The organism is Bacillus sp. TH13 (assembly GCF_016651175.1).
Classification (GTDB): domain Bacteria; phylum Bacillota; class Bacilli; order Bacillales; family Bacillaceae_G; genus Bacillus_A; species Bacillus_A thuringiensis_S.
Genome location: NZ_JAEKEJ010000025.1, coordinates 1279150 through 1298786, shown reverse-complemented (window position 1 = coordinate 1298786; position 19637 = coordinate 1279150). Strand labels below are relative to the sequence as shown.

The following is a 19637-nucleotide window of genomic DNA, read 5'->3' as shown; positions in this document are numbered from 1 at the left end:
TTATTTATATATTGTTACTGATGTCGTTTTTTGTCAGTAAGTCGATATAATTGAAAAATCGCTGATATATTTTCATGCAGCAACCAATATAATTTCATTTACCGACGAACCATTATCTGAATTTCATCAACTATTAATCAGTTGCCTTCCTATTTAAAAACGACTACAATTTTACTGTTATATATATGAACGAAAAAAATAGAATAGGAGGGGAAACTATGCCAAGGAAAGTATGGCTATTAGTAGCTGGGATGATTATTAATGTCACGGGTGCTTCTTTTTTATGGCCTTTTAATACAATTTATTTGCATGATCACCTAGGAAAATCTTTATCTGTGGCCGGAATGGTATTAATGATCAACTCGCTTACTGGTGTAATCGGAAACTTGCTCGGTGGTGTTTTATTTGATAAATGGGGCGGCTATAAATCAATTTTAGTAGGGATTGTGATTACACTTGTATCAATTTTAGGTCTTGTGTTCTTCCACGGTTGGCCGTTATATGTTGTGTGGCTAGCGTTAATCGGCTTCGGTTCTGGAATGGTCTTCCCATCGATGTATGCGATGGTCGGTACGGTTTGGCCAGAAGGCGGCAGACGAGCATTTAATGCGATGTACGTTGGACAAAACGTTGGTATTGCGATCGGAACAGCATGTGGTGGATTAGTTGCTTCGTATCGTTTTGATTATATTTTCTTAGCGAACTTTATTTTATACTTTGTTTTCTTCTTAATTGCTTTTATTGGATTCCGTGGTATGGAAGACAAGAAGGATCCAGGAGTGCAAAAAGAAGTCGAAATGAAAAAAGGTTGGTCACTTACACCTGGATTTAAAGCACTTCTTATCGTGTGTGTAGCATATGCTTTATGCTGGGTTACATACGTACAGTGGCAAGGGGCGATTGCAACACATATGCAAGAATTGAATATTAGCCTTCGTCACTATAGTTTATTATGGACGATAAACGGAGCAATGATCGTTTGTGCGCAGCCGCTAGTTAGTATGCTAATTCGCTGGATGAAGCGTTCTTTAAAACAGCAAATTACGATTGGAATTATCATTTTTGCGGCGTCATTCGTTGTATTAAGTCAAGCGCAGCAATTTACGATGTTCCTCGTTGCGATGGTAACATTAACTATTGGTGAGTTATTTGTATGGCCTGCGGTTCCAACGATTGCAAATATACTTGCACCAAAAGATAAATTAGGGTTTTATCAAGGGATCGTAAATAGCGCGGCGACTGTAGGGAAAATGTTCGGGCCGGTCGTTGGCGGAGCGATTGTGGATTTATACAATATGGAAGTATTGTTTATAGCAATCATGGTAATGCTTGTAGTAGCGCTTATAGCAACGAGCATTTATGATAAACGAGTAAAAGTAGAAGAAACAGTTGAAGAAAAAATTGCAGTTTAGTTTGACGGAACATGTAACATGTTTTAGAATATATTTAAATAAAATAACCTTTTGAACAAGGGAGATAGCTCGGCTGTCTTAAGACGAATTCGTTAGTTATTAAAAGTAACGAATAACCGAGAAGCCCGCTTTAAGTAAGCTTTTTAGAGATACTAAGTGGAGGGTAGTTCACATTAACTCATATGTGTAATAACAGTGAGAAGGAGTAGTAGTAATAGAAGCGGGTTTAGAGAGTTGACGGTCGGTGCAAGTCAATCCACGTTTCGTTATGAACTCGCCTTTGAGTTGCAGTTGTGAAACTAATAGTAGCAATTGCCGTTAATCCACGTTACGGATCTAAGCGAATGTATATTTTTACATTAATTTAGGGTGGTACCGCGGGAATCTATAACCTCTCGTCCCTTTCTAGGGATGAGAGGTTTTTTGTATTTTGGGCGGTGAAAATAAATAGAATTTCAAGGAGGGTATCTCATGAGCTTTAATCATCAAGATATTGAGAAGAAGTGGCAAGGGTACTGGGAAGAGAATAAAACATTCCGTACGCCAGATGAAACAGAAAAACCAAAATTTTATGCACTAGATATGTTCCCATATCCATCAGGTGCAGGCCTACACGTAGGACATCCAGAAGGTTATACAGCGACAGATATTTTATCTCGTATGAAGCGTATGCAAGGATATAACGTTCTTCATCCAATGGGATGGGATGCATTCGGTCTTCCAGCAGAGCAATATGCACTTGATACTGGAAACAGCCCAGCTGAATTTACAGAGCATAATATTAATACGTTCCGTAACCAAATTAAATCACTAGGTTTCTCTTATGATTGGGACCGTGAAGTAAATACAACAGATCCAAACTACTATAAGTGGACACAATGGATCTTCTTAAAACTATTTGAAAAAGGCTTAGCTTACGTTGATGAAGTACCTGTAAACTGGTGTCCAGCACTTGGTACAGTACTTGCAAACGAAGAAATCATTGATGGTAAGAGTGAGCGTGGTGGACATCCAGTTGAGCGTCGTCCGATGAGACAGTGGATGTTAAAAATTACAGCTTACGGAGATCGTCTATTAGAAGATCTAGATGAACTTGATTGGCCAGAAAGTTTAAAAGATATGCAACGTAACTGGATCGGTCGTTCTGAAGGTGCAGAAGTACACTTCAATATCGATGGTACAGACGAGAAGTTCACAGTATTCACAACGCGCCCTGATACACTATTTGGTGCAACATACTGTGTACTAGCTCCGGAACATGCACTTGTTGCAGAAATTACAACAGCAGAACAAAAAGAAGCGGTAGAAGCTTACATTAACGCTGTAAAAATGAAGAGTGACCTAGAGCGTACAGAACTTGCGAAAGAGAAAACTGGTGTATTCACTGGTGCTTACGCAGTTAACCCAGTAAACGGTGAGAAATTACCAATCTGGATTGCTGACTATGTTCTTGCAACTTACGGAACAGGTGCTGTAATGGCAGTTCCAGCTCATGATGAGCGTGACTATGAATTCGCATCAGTATTCAATCTTCCGATGAAGGAAGTTGTAAAAGGCGGAGATATTACGAAAGAAGTGTACACAGGTGATGGTGCACACGTAAACTCAGCATTCCTTGATGGATTAAATAAAGAAGAGGCAATCGCAAAAATGATTGAATGGCTTGAAGTAACGAGCGCAGGAAATCAAAAAGTAACGTACCGTCTACGTGACTGGTTATTCAGCCGTCAACGTTACTGGGGTGAGCCAATTCCGGTAATTCACTGGGAAGATGGGACAATGACAGCTGTGAAGGAAGAAGAATTACCATTAGTTCTTCCGAAAACAGAAAACATCCGTCCTTCAGGTACAGGTGAATCACCACTTGCTAACATTGACGAGTGGGTAAATGTTGTAGATCCTGAAACGGGTAAAAAAGGTCGTCGTGAAACAAATACAATGCCGCAATGGGCTGGTAGCTGCTGGTATTACCTACGCTACATCGATCCAAACAATAGCGAAGCACTTGTAGATCCTGAAAAAGTAAAACAATGGCTTCCAGTTGATATTTATATCGGCGGTGCAGAGCACGCTGTACTTCACTTACTATATGCTCGTTTCTGGCATAAAGTATTATACGATATCGGTGTAGTTCCAACGAAAGAACCGTTCCAACAATTATTTAACCAAGGTATGATTCTAGGTGAAAACAACGAGAAAATGAGTAAATCAAAAGGTAACGTTGTAAATCCTGATGATATCGTAGCAAGCCACGGTGCAGATACACTTCGTCTATACGAAATGTTTATGGGACCATTAGACGCTTCAATCGCTTGGTCTGAAAATGGTCTTGATGGAGCTCGTCGTTTCCTAGACCGCGTATGGCGTCTATTCATTCAAGATAACGGTGAATTAAGCGAGAAAATTACTGATGCACCAAATAAAGAGCTTGAAAAAGCTTATCACCAAACAGTGAAGAAAGTAACAGAAGACTATGCAGAGCTTCGCTTCAATACAGCGATTTCTCAAATGATGGTATTCATCAACGATGCATACAAAGCTGAAACACTTCCGAAAGAATATGTAGAAGGTTTCGTAAAAATGATCGCACCAGTTGCACCTCATATCGGGGAAGAGCTATGGAGCAAACTTGGATACAATGAGACAATCACATATGCAAGCTGGCCAACATTTGATGAGTCTAAACTTGTAGAAGATGAAGTTGAAATCGTTGTTCAAGTTATGGGTAAAGTTCGCACAAAACTAACAATGAGTAAAGACGCATCAAAAGAAGAAATGGAACAACTTGCACTTGAAGCAATTCAAGACCAAATTGAAGGGAAAACAGTTCGTAAAGTAATTGTTGTTCCTGGAAAACTTGTTAACGTTGTTGCAAACTAATTAACGCTAAATAAAAGCTCAGAGCATTTAGGCTCTGAGCTTTTTTGTGTAGAAAATCATCTATGGATTAGATTAGTCTAAGTTTTTAATTATTCCATTACGTACAAATAAAAGAGCGGAATTCCCATACAGACAAACACCTATTTTTCTATAGGAAATATGATAAAAAAGGTAGGCTAAATTGAGTAGAAGAGGTGAAAGGAATGAAAGGGATGGACAATAATGCACCACATGGCTTCTTCGGAGGTGGATCGGATAGTTATGAACAAATGATGTTAATGGGAGGAGGACAACAAGGATACGGTGGAATTCCGAGCTGGATGGGGGGAGGCGCGGGCGGATTTCCAACATCGGTAGCTGGCATGCAAACTGAAATGCCTACATCAATGGGAGGCTTTTCGACATCAGGGGCTGGAATGCCTACAATAACAGGGGGATTTCCAACATCAGTAGCTGGTGTACAGACAGGAATTCCAGTAGGAGCACCAACTACATTTCCTTCTTTCGTTGGAGGAGTGCAGACAGGATTTCCGGTACCAGGAATAGGTGTTGTAGCTGGAGGAATAGGTGGGTATCCGCAAGTTGTTCACGGACATCATGGACATCACCACCATCAAGGTCAACATGGACATCATGGACACCATCAGCACCAAGGGCACCAAGGACATCATGGACACCATCAGCACCAAGGGCACCAAGGACATCATGGACACCATCAGCACCAAGGGCACCAAGGACACCAAGGACATCAAGGACATCATGGACACCATCATCATCAAGGCCAACACGGTCACCATGGACACTATCATCACCAAGACCACCAGGGTCATCAGCAACAAGTACACCACCATGGACACCACCACATTCATCCGCAAGCTGTTCTTTATCAAACGCACCAAGGCCAGCACGCTCATCATGGTCACCAAGGGCAACACGGTCATCAAGGGCAACACGGTCACCATGGTCACCAAGGGCAACACGGTCATCAAGGACAACACGGTCATCAAGGGCAACATGGTCACCATGGTCAACATGGTCAACAGCACCAACAATACCAACAATATCAACAATATCAACAGCAACAATCTTCTCCTTGGACAGGTGGAATTGGAGCAGGAGGAGCAGGGGCAGCAGCAGGAGCGGCTAGCATTAGTGGAGCAGCAGGACACGCGGGACACGTGGGTCATTAATAAATTGCAGAAAAAAAGAAATAATAAAAAACTGCTAGGAAATCCTAGCAGTTTTTTTCAGCTTCTTGGCGTTGACGTTCGATTTCAGCACGAAGTTGTGGCTCTGGCGCTTGCCAGCCTTCTGGTTTTAGAATTTTGCCATCGCCTTCGCGGAATCGAGGTTTCCCATCAGGGAATAATTTTGCCATGTTTGCGTTATTTACAATTTCGAATCCTTTATCTGGACGTACGCCCATTTCGGCAAACGTTCCAAATGCAAAGTAAATAAGGTCAATCAGTGCATCATATTGATCTTCAACAGTCGTTGCTTCTAGAAATTCTTCTAGCTCTTCTTGCATAAAACTCGCACGGATTTTTGCGCGCTCTTCTGTTAATTTTGTTGGGGTATTTGTTACAGGATGTCCGAATACTTCATGCATTTTCGCAACGAGTTCGTATCCTTTATCTAAACCTTTTTCGTTTGTCATGTTGTTTCATCCTTTCTTACGTTATGCCGAAGTTTATTGTAACATAAGGTGATTATGAAATGAAAAGAACATCTTATAGAAATAAGATGTTCGCTCGTTATTCTTCTTTCTTAATTAAAATAGATAAAATAAGATCAATGCCGAATATACCGATCAGTAACATTGGTATAACGGCAAGCAAGTAACGTGTGAAGGAAACATTTTTCAAGTATGTATGAGCAAATAAAAAGACGCCGAGAAATAAAATACCATTTAAAATAGGCTTTACTAATTTTTTAGACATAAGCTCCCCCATAAATATCTTCTCTCTCTATTTGATAATAAAAAACTCCTCTCTCCGTTGTATCATGCTGGAGAGAGGAGTTCAATCATTTCTCATTCAATTACACCAGAATTTGTAATATCAACGGTGTACTTTACTTTAATTGGCACATCTTTGTACATTTTTCGCCACTCTTCTAATTTAAATGGGCGATAATGTTGTCTATATTTTGCTCCAAGTCCAAGGGGATCAACATTTAAGGATTTAAACTGTTTAATTAGTTTTGTAGCTTTTGCATCTAACTGTTTCTCAACCGCTTTCGCTATTTTTTGCGTGTTCTTTTTATTTTCTAAGTTGAATTTTCGAGATAATTCTTGAATACGAGCTTCCATTTTTACATGAATATAGAAAGAAGGTTTTCCATTTTTTGTATTTACTTCGTAGGTAGGAACGGAACGAATGTTATTAATCATTGCATAGCCAGGATTGGTTTTAAATTCATGTGAGTCCAAGCGGTGTTTTTCTAGCAGTCCTTTGAAAACAAACATATCGTGATACTTAATTGTTCCGACCAACTTATCCTTTTTCAAAAGACCGATACCAGTAATTTTTATTTTATCACCATGTTTTTTTAGGATAGGCATATAAGAATCTTGTCCTTCACGGTAGTACCTGAAGGCACCTAAATATAAATTGTCAGTTGGCAAAGGCCCAGTGTCCATATTATGTTCTAACATTTTTTTTATATAAATCGCAACATTGTAAGAGGTACTATATTTTCCTTTAAATAGTTCAGTACCACTGCCTTCTAATAGTCCAACATACAGTGAGTTACCAATATTCACATCACGAATTAATGTGTCAAAGGAAGTTGATAATCCTTTTTTAGCAATCTTTGTTGTGAATAAGGCAACACGCATTTGCCCGCTTGCGAACGGTTGCGAAGATTCTAAAGATGTATCTGCCTTTACTTGTTTTACTGCGTTTCCTGTTCCTTCATAAACTTGAACTTTATTTCCCTTTTTTTGTATGGGACAAACAAATGTAACTTTTACTTTATTATCTTTTGCTGTATCGAAGGCAGCTCCTTGAATGAGCTGAACATCATCAATAATATTTTTTTGTAAACAACCAGTTAGACTGAAGATACTGATGCAAATAAGAAGTATTAATTTTTTTTTGGTTTTGTCCATTTTTTTTTCACCCACACAATAATAAATAGAATTGGGATATATATATATATAAGCCAAAAACTAACTTTAGATGTATTACTAATAAAATCATTAATATCATGCCTATTTGTTAAAAGTTGTGAAACAACTAAGGTAATAAGCATAAATGCAATTAAAATACCTCGTTGTTTTACACGAAAGATTTCATGCGTTCCTCGAGTAGCGGCCCATAAAGGTAGAATAAAGCTTGTAATAATAACGAGAGCATAACCGGAAATAGCAATATACTCAAGTCGCTCAATAAAAGGAAGCTTAATAACTTGTGTCATTGAGAGTTGAGACCAAATTGTTTTGAGTAGTTGTTTTTCGCTAAAGAATGTAAAAGCGAGAATCGTACTAAATAAATATAAGAAGTTAGAGAATAATGCACCATATTGTGCAAATTTATGAGATTTTTCTGGTTCTTTAACAAACGGATAAACCATAAGGAAAATTTCAAATCCTGTCATACTATAAATGGATAGTTGAGCTGCTTTCAAAATATCTGTAAAAGAATGTGAAAACATTGGAAGTAAATTATCCCAATGTGAGAATTTCAAAATGAAAAGACTTAGAAAAAGATAACCTAATGTTCCACCAACGGAAATAACACAAATTCCTGTAATGACGCGGAATCCTGATGAAATAATGTAATAACTTATTAAACATAAAAAGAAAGTGAGCATCCAGGTGGATGCGCTAGGAAACATCCACACTTGAATAATTTCGACATAGGTTCGAACGACAGAAATACTTACAATAAAAAAATAAGCCATAAAGATGAGACTAATACCATTTCCAATCCATTTTCCAAAAATCTGTTTGTGTAAATCAATTAAGTTTCCTTCTGTATTTTTTAATGAATAATACATCATCCAGATGAGAATATGAATGATAATTCCTGTGAGGAGAACTCCTATCCAGCCGTCGTATCCGGCGGCTTTTGCTATAATTCGAGCGAAGCCGAGAACGCCAGCTCCAAATTGTGCACCGTGAATTAAGAAGAAAACAAAGATAGGAGATATTTGATATTTTTCTTGAACTTTACTCATCAATGCACCTCATTTCTTAATCATCAAAGTCCGATCTATGTTTTGTTGAAATCCCTTTTGCTGATTTTTTTACATGTTGTGGTCTTGCTTGTACATCTCTTGTATCAATCATTGTTAAAGGAAAACGAATCCAAGAGTCCTTAACGGATTGTTGTCTTGTCGGATAAAACAAAGCGTACGGCTTACGTAAGGAAGTAAGCCTGAATAGATGCGTAAATAAGAAGATAAATCCAAGAGAAATACCGAAGAGCCCTCCTACTTCTGCGAATGCTAGAAATGGGAAGCGTAGTAATCGAACGGCGTTACCCATTTTATAAATAGGCGTAATAAAGGAAGCAAGTGCTGATAAGGCAACGATAATTAATAAAATATTACTCGTTAAACCAGCTTGTACAGATGCTTGCCCGATTACGATACCGCCTACAATACCGAGAGTTTGACCAACTTTCATCGGTAACCTTGCGCCAGCTTCTCTTAATAAATCAATTGCGAGTTCTAAAAAGAGCGCTTCAATTAAAGGTGGAAACGGTACTTGTGCCCTTGATAAAATTAAAGTTTCAAGTAAATCACTTGGAATGAGTTCATAATGATAATTTAAAACTGCAACGTATAACGGTGTAGCACAAATTGAAAATAGAACAGCGATAAGGCGTAAAATGCGTGAAAATGTAGCGTATAGCCAAGAGACGTTATAGTCTTCTGGTGAAATGAAAAAATCAAAATATGATACTGGTGTAAGTAACACGCTTGGGGAACCATCAACAAAAATAGCGATTTTTCCATCAATTAGTGCTTTTGTAACTCTATCAGTACGCTCTGTATTGATATAGAGAGGGAAAATCGACTTTTCTCCCATTAATTCTTGGATATAAGCACTATCATTAATTTGATCATATTCAAGAGCACGCAATGATTCTTCTAGAAAATCTACATTCTCTTTTTCAGCGAGGTTGTCCAAATACATCATGACAACCTTTGTTTTTGAAAACTCTCCAACAATCATTTCTTTTGTCTGTAGCTCTAAAACAGGAAGGCGTTTTCGTACTAAATTAATATTCGTATCGATAGCTTCTACGAAACCTTCCTGAGGACCAATAACTGTCGATTCATTTAATGGAGGACTTGGCGCCCGGTAATTATCAATTGCAATGTTTGCAAGCATGCACTTTTGATCTTGCTGGTTCAGTTGAATAATCGCATGCCCCTTTAAAACCATGTCTTCAATTTTTTGTAAGTCATTCGTAATTGTAATGCCGCTCATCGGAATATGTTCTTTTAGTTGTTCTAGAGAAGCACAATGTTTTTCTAAAAGAGTGGGCATTAAATATTTCTGTAATTTCTCTCCATCAAGTGAAGGGCGATAGTAAGAAATCCAATAAGGCATCGTTTCATCGTCAGATGTATGGTAATTAATAAAATCACTAGACTTTTTAAGTTTCTCTATTAAATCTTGTAGAGAATGAATACGGTCTTTTTCTGGTTTGGTAAAGTCATAAATACTATTACCTCCAGAGCTTTGTTGCTTACTTTGAGAAGAATCATCTTGTTTAGAGCTTTGTTGCTTATTCTGAGAAGAATCATTTTGTTTAGAGCTTTGTTGCTTACTTTGAGAAGAATCATCTTGCTTAGAGTTTTGCTGTTTATCTTGAGAAGAGTCATCTTGCTTAGAGTTTTGTTGTTTCTCCTGAGAAGAGTCATCTTGCTTAGAGTTTTGTTGTTTCTCCTGAGAAGAGTCATCTTGCTTAGAGTTTTGCTGTTTATCTTGAGAAGAGTCATCTTGCTTAGAGTTTTGCTGTTTCTCCTGAGAAGAGTCATCTTGCTTAGAGTTTTGTTGTTTCTCCTGAGAAGGGTCATCTTGTTTAGAGTTTTGTTGTTTCTCCTGAGAAGGGTCATCTTGCTTAGAGTTTTGCTGTTTCTCCTGAGAAGAGTCATCTTGCTTAGAGTTTTGCTGTTTATCTTGAGAAGAGTCATCTTGCTTAGAGTTTTGCTGTTTATCTTGAGAAGAGTCATCTTGCTTAGAGTTTTGCTGTTTCTCCTGAGAAGAGTCATCTTGCTTAGAGTTTTGCTGTTTCTCCTGAGAAGAATCATCTTGCTTAGAGTTTTGCTGTTTATCTTGAGAAGAATCATCTCGCTCGTTATTTTTACCTTTAGTATGTTTCATACTTCTAGTCTGTTCGTTGTTATCGTCATCTGGATTGTTAGACTGCTGCTTCCAGTTATCGGCTTCTTTTGCCTCTGTTGTATTTGATTTTTTTTTCTTACGTAACCAATTCCAAATCATATGTATGCCCTCTTTAATTGTGTAATATAGTGCTATTTTGTGGCTAATTTTGTATATTATTCATTTATTTATGAAAAGAAGAAGGAGATTAGTTTGCATAGAAAAAAACCTTTAGTAAGCAGTTCATACTATAACGGGGAGAGGGAGAGGCTGTGCAAATTGTAAAAAAGGAGAAGTTTGTTTTAAAAGAGTTTACGTTTGAAAATGGCAGGGAAATGCCTGTTCAAATGGGATATGAGACATATGGTACGTTAAATAGAGAAAGGTCAAATGTGATTTTGGTTTGTCATTATTTTAGTGCAACAAGTCATGCGGCAGGAAAATATACAGTGCATGATGAGGAGTCTGGTTGGTGGGATGGGCTCATCGGACCTGGAAAAGCAATTGATACAAATAAGTATTTTGTTATATGTACGGATAATTTTTGTAATGTGCAGGTGAGAAATCCATATGTGATTACAACAGGACCGAAATCAATTAACAAAGAAACTGGAGAAGAATATGCTATGGATTTTCCGTTTTTTACATTTCTTGATGTGGCTCGTATGCAATATGAGTTAATAAAAGGTATGGGAATTTCAAGGTTACACGCTGTAATCGGACCGTCGGCGGGGGGAATGATTGCACAACAATGGGCGGTTCACTATCCATATATGGTAGAGCGGATGATTGGCGTTATTACGAACCCACAAAATCCAATTATTACGTCAGTAAACGTAGCACAAAATGCGATTGAGGCAATTCAACTGGATCCAAGTTGGAAAGATGGAAAATATGGAGAAGAGCAGCCGATAAAGGGGCTTCATTTAGCAAATAGAATGATGTTTATGAACGCGTTTGATGAGCATTTTTATGAAATGGCATTTCCTCGTAATAGTATAGAGATAGAACCTTATAAAAAGTTTTCTACACTAACATCATTTGAAAAAGAGATAAATAAAGCGACATATAGAAGTATAGAGTTAGTAGATGCAAATTCGTGGATGTATACTGCGAAGGCAGTTTTATTGCATGATATTGCATATGGGTTTTCTTCACTAGAAGAATCTCTTTCTAACATAGAAGCGAATGTACTTATGATTCCGTGTAAACAAGATTTGCTTCAGCCGTCTCGTTATAATTATAAAATGGTAGATATTTTGCAAAAACAAGGAAAATATGCGGAAGTGTATGAGATAGAAAGTATAAATGGGCATATGGCAGGAGCATTTGATATTCATTTATTTGAAAAAAAAGTTTATGAATTTTTGAATCGGAGAGTATCTAGTTTTGTGTAGAAGACAAATGATGGGGAAAAGGTGCAATGTTTGTAGTAGGCACCTTTTTTTACATAATTTGTAGACGGAAAATATATGTAGCGATTGCTATACCGAAAAACGCTATGCTAAGCAATAGAAATAAGAATGACATTTCTTGTGGGGATTTTATTTTTCTATTATTTTTCATACTAAGGGCAATAATTGCAGCGAGTAAGAACACAATGCCCATAATGAAAAGAAAAAGCGTCATTTTAATCGACTCCTTTCATAAAACAAGTATATTGAGGATACAATGTGCTAGTTATGTTTGTAAAGAATAAGTTTTGCGAGAAAATTGAGAAATAGCTTTTCGATTCTTTGCGTTCTTTCTTTTGCATGCTAAAATTGGTAGAGAATGTTTGTGGAAAAGAAACTAAAGGTTTTATTGTATATAAGGAGGAACTACATATGACAGAAGTTAAAACAATTACTACAGAAGAGGTACAAGAGCGTTTAGAAAATGGAGAAACGTTATTTCTAGTAGACGTAAGAGAAGATGAAGAAGTAGCGGCAGGAAAGATTCCAGAAGCTGTACATATTAAAATGGGCGATATCCCACATAAAGTAGAGTTCTTTAATAAAGAGAATGAATATATCTTTATTTGTCGTTCAGGAATGCGCAGTGAAAATGTATGTCATTATTTAAATGAGCAAGGATTTAAAACAGTGAACATGGTTGGCGGTATGCTTCAATATGAAGGTGAAACGAAATAGTTAATAGTTAAAAACTTGAAACGAGTCTGTTTCAAGTTTTTTTTTTTTGCATACAGTATAAAAAAGGAGGAGGGGTAAATGGGGATTAATTTGCGTAAAGTAAAAATTATTAATAATACAGGAGCTGTTAATGTCGGCGACTGCTATGATATCTCGCCTTTAGCTGTGGCGAAAGTATATGCAGGTGCTGGAGGATCGAGTGCTGCTATTTTTTTAAATGGAAAAAGGCAGCCAGAAGCGGTGATTAGAACATCGGTATTCCTTCCGCCTTTGGCAACGAGTACACGTACATTAGGTTCGTAAAGGAAAGGTAGAGTGTAATTATGCCTGCGCATATAAAAGAGTTTGTTATTGTGAATAACACTGGGAATATATTTACAGGTGATAATTTGAGTGATACTTCATTTACTGCTTCGAAATCATATAGTGGTTCAATGGGGTGCACCTGGATTGATGTTGTTACAGTAATAGGGACGGAGACAAAACTTTGTTTACAACCAGGAGATTCGGTGACGACGACATATACAAGGGGCACCCCTGCTGGTACTGTAACAGGAACAAATATGGGGCAAAGTGTAAATACATCGGGTATAGCGCAAGCTGTCCCTAATACAGATAATATGGATTCAATTGCAGGACTCCCTTAAGGAATTAAGGGAGTTTTATTTATTTGAAATAAAAATAGTCTTGGAGATTATTTTTGTAAATAGATTAAGAAGAGGTTTATTTATTATGAAAAAGACGTTTTGTAGGTGGTGAAAGTGTGAAGAATCGTGATAATAAAGGGAAACAACAATCTAATTTTAGAATCCCACCAGAACTTATTGGTCCTACTTTTCCTCCTGTTCCAACTGGATTTACGGGTATAGGGATTACTGGTCCAACAGGTCCACAAGGTCCGACTGGACCGCAAGGACCGAGAGGATTTCAAGGTCCAATGGGAGAGATGGGTCCGACTGGACCTCAAGGTGTGCAAGGGATTCAAGGTCCAGTTGGACCAATAGGTGCAACTGGACCAGAAGGGCAGCAGGGACCAGAAGGATTAAGGGGGCCACAAGGGGAAACGGGAGCGACAGGTTTACAAGGTGTGCAAGGAATACAAGGTCCGATTGGTCCGACAGGAGCGACAGGAGCGCAAGGGATACAGGGAGTACAGGGATTACAAGGGCCGATTGGAGCTACTGGACCTGAGGGAACTCAAGGAATCCAAGGAATACAAGGGATACCGGGAGTAACTGGTCCTCAAGGAATTCAAGGAGTCCAAGGAATACAAGGGTCACAAGGACCAAGTGGAAGTACGGGATCAACGGGAGCAACAGGTCAGGGGATAACTGGCCCGACTGGAATAACAGGTCCAACAGGGATAACTGGACCATCTGGAGGACCTCCTGGTCCGACAGGGCCAACTGGTGCGACAGGGCCGGGTGGTGGACCGAGTGGAAGTACAGGCGCGACTGGAGCAACAGGTGCAACTGGAAATACTGGAGCAACAGGTCAGGGGATTCCTGGTCCGACGGGAAGTACAGGAGCAACAGGTGCGCAGGGGCTACAAGGAATTCAAGGAATCCAAGGGCCAATTGGCCCAACAGGTCCAGAAGGTCCGCAAGGAATTCAAGGTATTCCTGGTCCGACGGGAGTAACTGGTGAACAAGGAATCCAAGGGGTTCAGGGTATTCAAGGGATAACGGGAGCAACAGGAGATCAAGGTCCACAAGGTATACAGGGGGCTATAGGTCCTCAAGGGGCCACAGGAGCAACAGGAGATCAAGGTCCACAAGGAATACAAGGAGTACCAGGGCCATCAGGAGCAACAGGACCACAAGGAGTTCAAGGGATACAGGGTCCAATGGGTGATATAGGACCAACAGGTCCAGAAGGCCCAGAGGGACTTCAGGGCCCGCAAGGAATACAAGGAGTACCAGGGCCAGCTGGAGCAACGGGTCCAGAGGGGCAACAAGGGATACAAGGCATTCAAGGACCGGTAGGAGCAACGGGTCCAGAAGGTCCACAAGGAATTCAGGGAATTCAAGGTGTGCAAGGGATAACGGGAGCAACAGGAGTACAAGGAGCAACTGGAATTCAAGGGATACAAGGGGAAATAGGAGCAACGGGTCCAGAGGGTCCCCAAGGAGTGCAAGGTGCTCAAGGGGGGATTGGTCCAACAGGTCCGATGGGTCCCCAAGGAGTGCAAGGAGTACAAGGCATTCAAGGAGCGACGGGCGCACAAGGAGTGCAAGGTCCACAAGGAATTCAAGGAATCCAAGGTCCGACGGGGGCAACAGGAGATACGGGAGCAACTGGGGCCACAGGGGAAGGCACTACAGGCCCAACAGGAGTAACAGGTCCAACAGGGGTAACAGGCCCATCTGGAGGACCAGCAGGACCGACCGGCCCAACGGGGCCATCAGGTCCGGCGGGAGTAACAGGTCCATCTGGTGGACCACCTGGCCCGACAGGAGCAACCGGGGCGACAGGAGTAACAGGAGATACTGGGGCGACAGGCTCAACTGGAGTGACAGGAGCGACAGGAGAAACGGGAGCAACCGGAGCGACGGGAGAAGGACCGACCGGTCCAACAGGAGTAACCGGTCCAACAGGGGTGACTGGCCCGTCAGGAGGACCAGCAGGACCGACCGGCCCAACGGGGCCATCAGGTGCGACGGGAGTGACAGGTCCATCAGGTGGACCACCTGGCCCGACAGGAGCAACAGGTGCGACAGGAGTAACAGGAGATACCGGGGCGACAGGCTCAACTGGAGTGACAGGTGCGACAGGAGAAACGGGAGCAACCGGAGTGACGGGTTTACAGGGTCCGCAAGGAATCCAAGGTATTCAAGGAGAGATAGGTCCAACCGGTCCACAGGGTATTCAAGGTCCGCAAGGAATCCAAGGAGTAACGGGGGCAACCGGAGCACAAGGTCCCCAAGGAATTCAAGGCCCACAAGGCGACATAGGTCCAACCGGCCCACAAGGAATTCAAGGTCCACAAGGTCCTCAAGGAATTCAAGGAGCGACGGGGGCAACAGGAGCACAAGGCCCACAGGGAATCCAAGGTCCGCAAGGTGACATAGGTCCGACCGGCCCACAAGGCCCACAAGGAATTCAAGGCCCGCAAGGAATTCAAGGTCCAACGGGAGCTACAGGAGCAACGGGAGCTACAGGTCCCCAAGGAATTCAAGGCCCACAAGGAATTCAAGGCCCGCAAGGAATTCAAGGTCCAGCGGGAGCTACAGGAGCAACGGGAGCGACAGGTCCCCAAGGAATTCAAGGCCCGCAAGGAATTCAAGGTCCAGCGGGAGCTACAGGAGCAACGGGAGCGACAGGTCCCCAAGGAATTCAAGGCCCACAAGGAATTCAAGGCCCACAAGGAATTCAAGGCCCGCAAGGAATTCAAGGTCCAACGGGAGCTACAGGAGCAACGGGAGCTACAGGTCCCCAAGGAATTCAAGGCCCGCAAGGAATCCAAGGTCCAACGGGGGCTACAGGAGCAACCGGTTCCCAAGGTCCAACTGGAGATACAGGTCCTCAAGGAATCCAAGGTCCAACCGGAGCTGGAGCCACTGGAGCGACTGGAGTCAGTACAACTGCAACGTATGCGTTTGCGAATAATACATCAGGAAGTGTTATTTCTGTTTTGTTAGGTGGCACGAATATTCCGTTACCAAACAATCAAAATATTGGACCAGGAATAACCGTTAGTGGTGGAAATACTGTATTTACAGTTGCGAATGCAGGAAACTATTATATAGCCTATACAATTAATTTAACGGCAGGATTACTTGTAAGTTCCCGTATAACTGTAAATGGCAGTCCGCTTGCGGGAACGATAAACTCCCCGGCAGTGGCTGCAGGTTCATTTAGTGCAACAATAATCGCTAACTTGCCTGCTGGAGCTGCAGTTAGCTTACAATTATTTGGAGTAATTGCGTTGGCTACATTATCTACAGCGACGCCAGGGGCTACTCTAACTATTATTAGATTAAGTTAATAAGCAGAAAACCTTGAAACTTTTATGTTTCAAGGTTTTTTTATCCTTGTATCTGGAAGTAAACCTCGTTAACCATGGGGAGTGGATACCCTTTAATTATTTAAAGTTTCACTTTATCCCTCGAGCTGCCTGTAAAAGCCCGATTGGTGAGGGCTAATAATCAGTGGGGGATGAACAAAACCCCCCACTGATTAAAGTTTCACTTTATTCACTTGAGCAAAAACATCGCAGTTCGAAAATATATTATAATAGAATGAAAAGAGAGAAATTTGGCAGAAAGGGAGGGTGGCGATGCAGGAGATGGTTACAGATTTTTTTGGACGCCCACTTCAAGATTTGCGTATATCTGTCATTGATCGTTGCAATTTTAGATGCACATATTGTATGCCAGCGGAAGTTTTTGGGCCAGATTATGCTTTTTTGAAAGATGAGTTTTTATTGACGTTTGATGAAATTGAACGTTTGGCAAAACTATTTGTTAGCATCGGTGTACGAAAAATTAGACTTACTGGTGGCGAGCCACTGCTGCGTAAAGATTTAACAAAACTTATTGCACGTCTCGTAAAAATTGAAGGGTTAGTAGATATAGGGTTAACGACAAATGCAATTCATTTAACGAAACAAGCAAAAGCATTAAAAGAAGCTGGATTACATAGAGTAAATGTTAGTTTAGATGCAATAGATGACGATGTATTTAAGGACATTAATGGCCGGAATATCAATACGAAACCTGTTATAAAGGGAATTATGGCTGCAAAAGAGGCCGGGCTTGATGTAAAGGTAAATATGGTTGTGAAAAAAGGGATGAATGACCATCAAGTACTTCCGATGGCTGCTTATTTTAAAGAGCAAGGAATCACACTTAGGTTTATTGAGTTTATGGATGTTGGTAGTACAAATGGATGGAACTTTGACCAAGTCGTTACAAAGCAAGAATTAATTGAAATGATTCATAGCGTGTATCCACTTGAGCCAGCTGAAGCGCATTATTTCGGTGAAGTTGCGAAGCGATATCGTTACGTTGGAACAAATGTCGAAGTCGGTTTTATTACTTCCGTTTCAGAGTCATTTTGTTCCTCTTGTACGAGAGCAAGAATTTCGGCAGATGGAAAGTTTTATACTTGCTTATTTGCGACAGAAGGATTGGATGTAAGGGAACTTCTTAGAGGAAATCTTTCAGATGATGAGTTAGTAAGCGTTATACAAAATGTATGGATGCATAGAAAAGACAGGTATTCGGATGAACGGACAGAAGAAAGTGCAAAGAATCGTCCGAAAATTGAAATGTCTTATATAGGAGGATAAGAAAGGGGGCTATCGTATGCAGGAGCGATATTCAAGACAAATATTATTTTCTGGTGTTGGAGAAGAAGGACAGAGAAAAATTAGAGAGAAGCATGTGCTTATTATCGGCGCTGGTGCTCTCGGTGCAGCGAATGCAGAAGCAATTGTTAGAGCAGGTGTTGGCAAAATAACAATTGCGGATCGTGATTATGTAGAATGGAGTAATTTACAAAGACAACAATTATATACAGAAGAAGATGCAAAGCAATACAAACCAAAGGCGGTAGCAGCGGCAGAGCATTTACAAGCGATTAATTCTGAGGTGAAAATAAATCCGGTTGTGACTGATGTAACAGTGCAAGAAATGGAAGAGCTAGTGAATGATGTAGATTTAATATTAGATGCGACAGATAATTTTGAAACGCGTCTTCTCATTAATGATATTTCACAAAAGTATAATATTCCGTGGATATATGGTGGTTGCGTCGGGAGTTACGGAGTAACGTATACAATTTTACCAGGAAAAACACCGTGTTTTCGCTGTTTAATGGAGCATCCGGCGAGCGGAGCAACATGTGACACAGCAGGTATTATACAACCGGCAGTACAATTAGTAGTTGCGCATCAAATTACGGAAGCGCTGAAAATATTAGTAGAAGACTTTGGGGCGCTTCGTGAAACGATGTTATCGTTTGATCTTTGGAATAATCAACAGATGGCATTTAAAGTGAATAGGCAGAAAAAAGATACTTGTTTATCTTGCGGAAGGTTACGTACATATCCGAGTTTAACATTTGAAGCACAAACAAAAACAGAAGTGTTATGTGGGCGAAATACAGTACAAATTCGCCCAGGTGTGCGGAAGAATTTTAATTTAGAAGAAATTAAAAAGCGCTTACAAAGAAGTGTAGAGATAAAGGCGACACCTTATTTATTATCATTTCCGGTAGAAGAATATCGTTTTGTTTTATTTACAGATGGCAGGGCGTTTATTCATGGGACGAATGATATGAATGTAGCGAAAAGTTTATATGCAAGATATATAGGTTGAACCTAAAGAAAATCCTTTAGGTTCAACGGAGAGAGGATTATGAATTTCTCGTATAATCTCCACTTTTTCCACCTGTTTTTTCAAGTAAGTACGTTTCGCCGATAATCATACCTTTATCGACAGCTTTACACATATCATACACAGTAAGAGCGGTAGCGGAAGCAGCTGTTAAAGCTTCCATTTCAACACCGGTGCTACCTTCTGTTTTAACCTTTACTTCAATGAGTAAACGATATTGTTCTTCTGATTGTTTCCAATCAAAAGAAACGTCAACACCTTTTAATAATAAAGGATGGCACATTGGGATAATATCAGAAGTTCGTTTCGCAGCCATAATGCCTGCGATTTGCGCAACTGCTAGTACGTCACCTTTCCCAATTTCATTGTGAGAGATTTTATCGTAAATTTCTTTTGTAACGACAATGCTAGAGCACGCAATTGCTGTTCGAACGGTTGCTTTTTTGTCACTTATATCAACCATCTTTGCGCGTCCTTGGTCATTAAAGTGTGTGAATGAAGACATGGAATTCCTCCTTGAAGTAATTTC

The 19637-nt window shown here is 40.4% G+C and carries 17 protein-coding genes and 1 other annotated feature; of the genes, 10 read left to right on the top strand and 7 right to left on the bottom strand.

The window, feature by feature from the left end; all coding sequences use genetic code 11:
- Window positions 1-218 precede the first annotated feature (218 nt).
- The 3 genes from JFU02_RS14980 to JFU02_RS14970 all read left to right on the top strand — a co-directional run bounded on the left by JFU02_RS14980 (window position 219) and on the right by JFU02_RS14970 (window position 5482).
- On the top strand, window positions 219-1412 hold the full coding sequence (locus JFU02_RS14980) for an MDR family MFS transporter (protein ID WP_098285321.1): 1194 nt from the start codon (window positions 219-221) through the stop codon (window positions 1410-1412).
- Window positions 1413-1598: 186 nt separating this feature from the next.
- Window positions 1599-1818 (top strand) — a binding site (T-box leader).
- Window positions 1819-1883: 65 nt separating this feature from the next.
- Window positions 1884-4292 (top strand): leucine--tRNA ligase, encoded by a 2409-nt coding sequence (leuS, locus tag JFU02_RS14975; RefSeq protein WP_000009440.1) that lies wholly within the window; start codon window positions 1884-1886, stop codon window positions 4290-4292.
- 203 nt (window positions 4293-4495) lie between these two features.
- The gene (locus JFU02_RS14970) at window positions 4496-5482 is read left to right on the top strand and encodes a hypothetical protein (protein ID WP_201071187.1); all 987 of its coding nucleotides are present in this window, start codon (window positions 4496-4498) and stop codon (window positions 5480-5482) included.
- A gap of 44 nt (window positions 5483-5526) precedes the next feature.
- Here JFU02_RS14970 and JFU02_RS14965 read toward each other — a convergent pair whose 3' ends face one another.
- From JFU02_RS14965 to JFU02_RS14945, 5 genes are all read right to left on the bottom strand, one after another.
- The gene (locus JFU02_RS14965) at window positions 5527-5949 is read right to left on the bottom strand and encodes a pyrophosphohydrolase domain-containing protein (RefSeq protein ID WP_000180554.1); all 423 of its coding nucleotides are present in this window, start codon (window positions 5947-5949) and stop codon (window positions 5527-5529) included.
- A 97-nt stretch (window positions 5950-6046) separates the two neighbouring features.
- Complete coding sequence (locus JFU02_RS14960) at window positions 6047-6232, bottom strand: hypothetical protein (RefSeq protein ID WP_000038776.1); 186 nt, start codon at window positions 6230-6232, stop codon at window positions 6047-6049.
- A 92-nt stretch (window positions 6233-6324) separates the two neighbouring features.
- On the bottom strand, window positions 6325-7404 hold the full coding sequence (locus tag JFU02_RS14955; RefSeq protein WP_201071184.1) for a Ger(x)C family spore germination protein: 1080 nt from the start codon (window positions 7402-7404) through the stop codon (window positions 6325-6327).
- Window positions 7380-8474 carry a spore germination protein gene (locus JFU02_RS14950; RefSeq protein WP_061667145.1) on the bottom strand — a complete coding sequence of 365 codons (1095 nt, stop codon included), beginning with the start codon at window positions 8472-8474 and terminating at the stop codon, window positions 7380-7382. Before JFU02_RS14950 ends, JFU02_RS14955 begins: the two co-directional genes overlap by 25 nt.
- Window positions 8475-8490: 16 nt before the next feature.
- Entirely contained in the window at window positions 8491-10755 is a 2265-nt protein-coding gene (locus JFU02_RS14945; RefSeq protein ID WP_201071182.1) for a spore germination protein, read from the bottom strand.
- A gap of 152 nt (window positions 10756-10907) precedes the next feature.
- Between JFU02_RS14945 and JFU02_RS14940 the strand changes: the two genes are divergently transcribed.
- Window positions 10908-12032, top strand: a complete 1125-nt coding sequence (locus JFU02_RS14940) for an alpha/beta fold hydrolase (protein WP_201071180.1) — start codon at window positions 10908-10910, stop codon at window positions 12030-12032.
- A gap of 49 nt (window positions 12033-12081) precedes the next feature.
- On the opposite strand, the gene JFU02_RS14935 is transcribed toward JFU02_RS14940, so the two are convergent.
- Entirely contained in the window at window positions 12082-12264 is a 183-nt protein-coding gene (locus JFU02_RS14935) for a hypothetical protein (RefSeq protein ID WP_000171888.1), read from the bottom strand.
- 197 nt (window positions 12265-12461) lie between these two features.
- Between JFU02_RS14935 and JFU02_RS14930 the strand changes: the two genes are divergently transcribed.
- The 6 genes from JFU02_RS14930 (at window position 12462) to JFU02_RS14905 (ending at window position 19090) form a co-directional block, all read left to right on the top strand.
- Entirely contained in the window at window positions 12462-12767 is a 306-nt protein-coding gene (locus JFU02_RS14930; RefSeq protein WP_000141209.1) for a rhodanese-like domain-containing protein, read from the top strand.
- 78 nt (window positions 12768-12845) lie between these two features.
- Window positions 12846-13070 (top strand): spore germination protein, encoded by a 225-nt coding sequence (locus tag JFU02_RS14925; protein WP_000512463.1) that lies wholly within the window; start codon window positions 12846-12848, stop codon window positions 13068-13070.
- 20 nt (window positions 13071-13090) lie between these two features.
- On the top strand, window positions 13091-13414 hold the full coding sequence (locus tag JFU02_RS14920) for a hypothetical protein (RefSeq protein ID WP_001110855.1): 324 nt from the start codon (window positions 13091-13093) through the stop codon (window positions 13412-13414).
- 116 nt (window positions 13415-13530) lie between these two features.
- Window positions 13531-16755, top strand: coding sequence for a BclA C-terminal domain-containing protein (locus tag JFU02_RS32470; protein ID WP_201071177.1), 3225 nt, complete (start codon window positions 13531-13533; stop codon window positions 16753-16755).
- Between the two features lie 291 nt (window positions 16756-17046).
- Window positions 17047-18060, top strand: coding sequence for a GTP 3',8-cyclase MoaA (gene moaA, locus JFU02_RS14910; protein WP_001157139.1), 1014 nt, complete (start codon window positions 17047-17049; stop codon window positions 18058-18060).
- A 16-nt stretch (window positions 18061-18076) separates the two neighbouring features.
- Window positions 18077-19090 carry a molybdopterin-synthase adenylyltransferase MoeB gene (locus JFU02_RS14905; RefSeq protein WP_001158091.1) on the top strand — a complete coding sequence of 338 codons (1014 nt, stop codon included), beginning with the start codon at window positions 18077-18079 and terminating at the stop codon, window positions 19088-19090.
- 37 nt (window positions 19091-19127) lie between these two features.
- Here the strand turns inward: JFU02_RS14905 and moaC are convergent, their stop codons facing one another.
- Entirely contained in the window at window positions 19128-19613 is a 486-nt protein-coding gene (moaC, locus tag JFU02_RS14900) for a cyclic pyranopterin monophosphate synthase MoaC (RefSeq protein WP_000094146.1), read from the bottom strand.
- Window positions 19614-19637: the final 24 nt, after the last annotated feature.

Excerpts from the sequence above, each read along its gene's own strand:
- JFU02_RS14980 (WP_098285321.1), top strand. The coding sequence starts at position 219 with ATGCCAAGGAAAGTATGGCTATTAGTAGCTGGGATGATTATTAATGTC.
- leuS (WP_000009440.1), top strand. The coding sequence starts at position 1,884 with ATGAGCTTTAATCATCAAGATATTGAGAAGAAGTGGCAAGGGTACTGG.
- JFU02_RS14970 (WP_201071187.1), top strand. The coding sequence starts at position 4,496 with ATGAAAGGGATGGACAATAATGCACCACATGGCTTCTTCGGAGGTGGA.
- JFU02_RS14965 (WP_000180554.1), bottom strand. The coding sequence starts at position 5,949 with ATGACAAACGAAAAAGGTTTAGATAAAGGATACGAACTCGTTGCGAAA.
- JFU02_RS14960 (WP_000038776.1), bottom strand. The coding sequence starts at position 6,232 with ATGTCTAAAAAATTAGTAAAGCCTATTTTAAATGGTATTTTATTTCTC.
- JFU02_RS14955 (WP_201071184.1), bottom strand. The coding sequence starts at position 7,404 with ATGGACAAAACCAAAAAAAAATTAATACTTCTTATTTGCATCAGTATC.
- JFU02_RS14950 (WP_061667145.1), bottom strand. The coding sequence starts at position 8,474 with ATGAGTAAAGTTCAAGAAAAATATCAAATATCTCCTATCTTTGTTTTC.
- JFU02_RS14945 (WP_201071182.1), bottom strand. The coding sequence starts at position 10,755 with ATGATTTGGAATTGGTTACGTAAGAAAAAAAAATCAAATACAACAGAG.
- JFU02_RS14935 (WP_000171888.1), bottom strand. The coding sequence starts at position 12,264 with ATGACGCTTTTTCTTTTCATTATGGGCATTGTGTTCTTACTCGCTGCA.
- JFU02_RS14930 (WP_000141209.1), top strand. The coding sequence starts at position 12,462 with ATGACAGAAGTTAAAACAATTACTACAGAAGAGGTACAAGAGCGTTTA.
- JFU02_RS14925 (WP_000512463.1), top strand. The coding sequence starts at position 12,846 with ATGGGGATTAATTTGCGTAAAGTAAAAATTATTAATAATACAGGAGCT.
- JFU02_RS14920 (WP_001110855.1), top strand. The coding sequence starts at position 13,091 with ATGCCTGCGCATATAAAAGAGTTTGTTATTGTGAATAACACTGGGAAT.
- moaA (WP_001157139.1), top strand. The coding sequence starts at position 17,047 with ATGCAGGAGATGGTTACAGATTTTTTTGGACGCCCACTTCAAGATTTG.
- JFU02_RS14905 (WP_001158091.1), top strand. The coding sequence starts at position 18,077 with ATGCAGGAGCGATATTCAAGACAAATATTATTTTCTGGTGTTGGAGAA.
- moaC (WP_000094146.1), bottom strand. The coding sequence starts at position 19,613 with ATGTCTTCATTCACACACTTTAATGACCAAGGACGCGCAAAGATGGTT.